Source organism: Rhodococcus sp. (in: high G+C Gram-positive bacteria) (assembly GCF_049591685.1).
GTDB lineage: Bacteria > Actinomycetota > Actinomycetes > Mycobacteriales > Mycobacteriaceae > Rhodococcoides.
This window is the reverse complement of sequence record NZ_JBAWFH010000214.1, coordinates 1-3,958: the sequence shown is the minus strand read 5'-3', so window position 1 is coordinate 3,958 and position 3,958 is coordinate 1. Positions and strand designations below refer to the sequence as shown.

Here is a 3,958-nt window from a genome sequence, read left to right as displayed (position 1 = left end):
CCCAGGCGCTTTCGAGTTGGTGGAGTGCAGTGTGCAGGGTGGGGTCGGTGATCGGCAGCACTTTTTGTGCGGCACCGACTCCCAGATCCTCTGCGACGCTTTCCCCCGTGAGCATGAAATCAGACTAGACCTACCCACCGACAAGGGCTCGAACACCAGTGCGAACCGCGAAGCACGAGGGGTGAGCCAGCACCGCTGTTGATAACCGCGCACAGGAGCGGCGCAACGAGTGAGTGTGCTTGCTGTGCAATAGGAGTGCTTGCTCATGCTCAACGGGCGTGACAAAACGTTCACGTGCCGCCCACCGGTTGATGGGGTACTGTCGTCTTCACCGATTTACCCTTCTCGCCGGCTGCGTCTCCGTCATGACGATCAAGATGAAACGTTCTGCCGAAAGGGCCGCGCCCCTTCATCTCCGGTGAACCCGCACTGACCGCGTCGGCCGCGTGAAGACGGGGCCGCTCTGGGGTACCTTGGGAGTTGGCGACGGGACTCGCGACCGTCGCCGAATGGCTGGCGCGACGCGACGGTCGGCATGCGCATCGATTACGTGTCGAGTCAACCCTCACCGCCGCCCTCGATGTCCCGCGCGACCGTTTCGTCGAGCCCCACGAACTGGTGGCCACCGGAGGGGTAGTCGATAACCTGGGCCGAGGGGAGCAGTGCCCGGCCCAGTGCGAGGTGTTCGAAGGGCACCACTTCGTCGTCGCGGCAATGATGCAGTGACAAAGCAACATCCGGCTGCGGACCCGCGAACGCGTATTCGTCGAAGTCCCAGCCGTCCGGACCCCAATCGGGCATGGCCAGAAGAGCGGCCCTGCCGGGGGCGAAGGGTGTTCCTTCTGCCAGCACGCGCAGCAGGATGGTCGCACCGAAGGAATGCGCGACGACGATGTCCTCCGGCGTCAGCTCCCCGAGGAGACGCCGCACCGGCGTCGCCCACCCTTCGAACGACATGTCCGTCTCGGCGAACTCGGGCATGTCGACGGCGCAGCCGAGTGCTGCGCCGATGCCCTCCGCCAGTGGCTGATCGTCGACGTAGCCTCCGGCGCCGTGAACGAAAAGCAGTCGCTTCGTCATCGGTAACCTCTCCTCGAACGCTATTGCTGCACGTATGCGGCCAGATGCTTGCCGGTGAGCGTCGACCCTTCGGCGACGATGCCCGCCGGCGTACCTTCGAACACGATCCGGCCGCCGTCGTGACCGGCGCCGGGGCCGAGGTCGATGATCCAGTCCGCGTGCGCCATGACCGCCTGGTGGTGCTCGATGACGATGACGGATTTACCGGCGTCGACGAGGCGGTCGAGCAGTCCGAGCAACTGCTCGACATCGGCGAGGTGGAGGCCCGTGGTGGGCTCGTCGAGGACGAGGATGCCGCCCTTCTCGCCCATGTGAGTGGCGAGCTTGAGACGCTGACGCTCACCGCCGGACAGCGTCGTGAGGGGCTGTCCGAGTTTGATGTAGCCGAGGCCGACGTCGACGAATCGGGTCAGAATCTTGTGTGCAGCAGGTAGTTTCGCGGACCCATCGCCGAAGAACTCGTGCGCCTGCGCTGCGGACATGGCGAGAACCTCGCTGATGTCCTTGCCGCCGAGGTGGTATTCGAGCACCGACGCCTGAAATCGTTTCCCCTCGCACAATTCACAGGGAGTGGCGACGCCTGCCATCATCGCGAGATCGCTGTAGATGACGCCGTTGCCGTTGCACGACGGGCACGCGCCCTCCGAATTGGCGCTGAACAGCGCGGGTTTGACGCCGTTCTCCTTGGCGAACGCCTTTCTGATCGGTTCGAGTAGCCCCGTGTACGTTGCCGGGTTGCTTCGACGAGATCCGCGGATCGCGCCCTGATCGATTGCCACCACATCGTCGAGCCCGGCAAGCGAGCCGTGGATGAGCGAGCTCTTGCCAGAACCTGCCACGCCGGTGATCACGACGAGCACGCCGAGGGGGACGTTCACGTCGACGTTCTGCAGATTGTGGGAGTCGGCTCCGCGTATCTCGACGATCTCGTCGAAGTCGCGTACCTGCTCTTTGACGGCCGCGCGATCGTCGAAGTGGTGACCGGTGATGGTGTCGCTCGTGCGCAATCCGTCGACGGATCCTTCGAAACAGACAGTGCCGCCGTTGCTTCCGGCACCGGGCCCGAGGTCGATGACATGATCGGCGATGACGATCGTTTCGGGCTTGTGTTCGACGACGAGGACGGTGTTGCCCTTGTCGCGGAGCCGCAGGAGCAGCTGGTTCATGTTCTCGATGTCGTGCGGATGCAGACCCGTCGTGGGCTCGTCGAAGACGTAGGTGACATCGGTCAGCGAAGAGCCGAGATGACGAATCATTTTGGTGCGTTGCGCTTCGCCACCGGACAGCGTTCCGGCGGGGCGGTCGAGGCTGAGGTAGCCGAGCCCGATTTCGACGAAGGAGTCGAGCGTTCCGGTCAGTGAATCGAGGAGTGGTGCAACGGACGGCTCCTTCAGGCTGCCGACCCAGGAGGCGAGTTCGTCGATCTGCATCGCACAGGCGTCGGCGATGCTCTTGCCCTTGATCTTCGAGGATCGAGCGCCCTCGTTGAGACGGGTGCCGTCGCAGTCGGGGCAGGTCGCGAACGTGACCGCGCGTTCGACGAACGTTCGGATGTGCGGCTGCAGAGCGTCGACGTCCTTCGAGAGGTACGACTTCTGCATCTGTGGGACGAGACCCATGTAGGTGAGGTTGATGCCCTCGACCTTTATTTTCGTGGCTTCCCGGTAGAGGAGGTCGTCGAGTTCGCGTTTGGTGAACTTGGCGATCGGCTTGTCGGGGTCGAAATAGCCGCAGCCCCGGAAGATTCGTCCGTACCAGCCTTCCATGCTGTAGCCGGGGATGGTGATGGCACTCTCGTTGAGCGACTTGCTCGCGTCGTACAGCGCTGTCAGATCGATGTCGCTGACCGAGCCGCGGCCCTCGCACCGCGGGCACATGCCACCGGTGATGGAGAACGTGCGCTTCTCCTTCGTCTGCCTGCCACCCTTGTCGATCGTGACGGCACCCGCCCCCGAAATTGACGCCACGTTGAACGAAAATGCCTGAGGCGAACCGACATAGGGCTTTCCGAGCCGACTGAACAAGATGCGAAGCATCGCGTTCGCATCGGTGGCCGTTCCGACGGTCGAGTGCGGATTCGCACCCATTCGCTGCTGGTCGACGATGATCGCCGTCGTCAACCCGTCGAGCACGTCGACGTCCGGACGGGCCAGCGTCGGCATGAAGCCCTGGACGAACGCGCTGTACGTCTCGTTGATCATGCGTTGCGACTCGGCCGCGATCGTGCTGAACACCAGCGAACTCTTACCCGAACCTGACACGCCGGTGAATACCGTCAGCCGCCGCTTCGGAATCTCGACACTGATGTCCTGGAGGTTGTTGACCCTCGCGCCCTGCACGCGAATCTTCTCGTGAGTGTCTGCGACGTGCGGCGACGTGGCCATATGCCTATATCTTTCTTCTAGGGCGGGGACAGCGACGATCTAACCAGCAGACTGCGCGATACGCAGCAAATTCCCTGCCGGGTCGCGGACGGCGCAATCGCGCAATCCGTACGGTTGGGCGGTCGGCTCCTGCACGATGTCGGCATCGCCGGCCTGCAGTTTCTCGAACGTCCCGTCGAGATCGGGTGTGGCCAGCTGCAGGCCCGCGTACGTCCCCTTCGCCATCATCTCGACGATTGTTCGACGCTCCTCCTCGGTGATGCCCGGATCGACCGCAGGAGGCGTCAGAACGATTGCGGTGTCGGGCTGCCCGGGTGGACCGACGGTGATCCAACGAAGGCCTTCGTACCCGACGTCGAGGCGCACCTCGAATCCGAGCAGATCGCGGTAGAACGCCAACGCAGCGTCGGCGTCGTCGTGAGGCAGGAACGAGGATGCAATGGTGAGGTTCATGCCCGGAACGCTAGTGGCGACGCGCGTCCAGTGCTTCTCGA

General features: G+C 63.5%; 3 protein-coding genes. All 3 read right to left on the bottom strand.

Translation table 11 applies throughout. The features are described from left to right. Positions 1-558 precede the first annotated feature (558 nt). The 3 genes from WBQ44_RS09195 to WBQ44_RS09185 are packed head-to-tail and all read right to left on the bottom strand — an operon-like array spanning position 559 to position 3,917. Complete coding sequence (locus WBQ44_RS09195) at positions 559-1,080, bottom strand: RBBP9/YdeN family alpha/beta hydrolase (protein ID WP_495566395.1); 522 nt, start codon at positions 1,078-1,080, stop codon at positions 559-561. A gap of 20 nt (positions 1,081-1,100) precedes the next feature. After that, positions 1,101-3,464, bottom strand: a complete 2,364-nt coding sequence (locus WBQ44_RS09190; RefSeq protein WP_495566394.1) for an ATP-binding cassette domain-containing protein — start codon at positions 3,462-3,464, stop codon at positions 1,101-1,103. Positions 3,465-3,503: 39 nt separating this feature from the next. Further along, a complete protein-coding gene (locus tag WBQ44_RS09185) occupies positions 3,504-3,917 on the bottom strand; it encodes a VOC family protein (RefSeq protein ID WP_495566396.1) in 414 nt (137 codons plus the stop codon). Positions 3,918-3,958: the final 41 nt, after the last annotated feature.

Coding starts and splice junctions, on each gene's coding strand:
- WBQ44_RS09195 (WP_495566395.1), bottom strand. CDS start 1,080: ATGACGAAGCGACTGCTTTTCGTTCACGGCGCCGGAGGCTACGTCGAC.
- WBQ44_RS09185 (WP_495566396.1), bottom strand. CDS start 3,917: ATGAACCTCACCATTGCATCCTCGTTCCTGCCTCACGACGACGCCGAC.
- WBQ44_RS09190 (WP_495566394.1), bottom strand. CDS start 3,464: ATGGCCACGTCGCCGCACGTCGCAGACACTCACGAGAAGATTCGCGTG.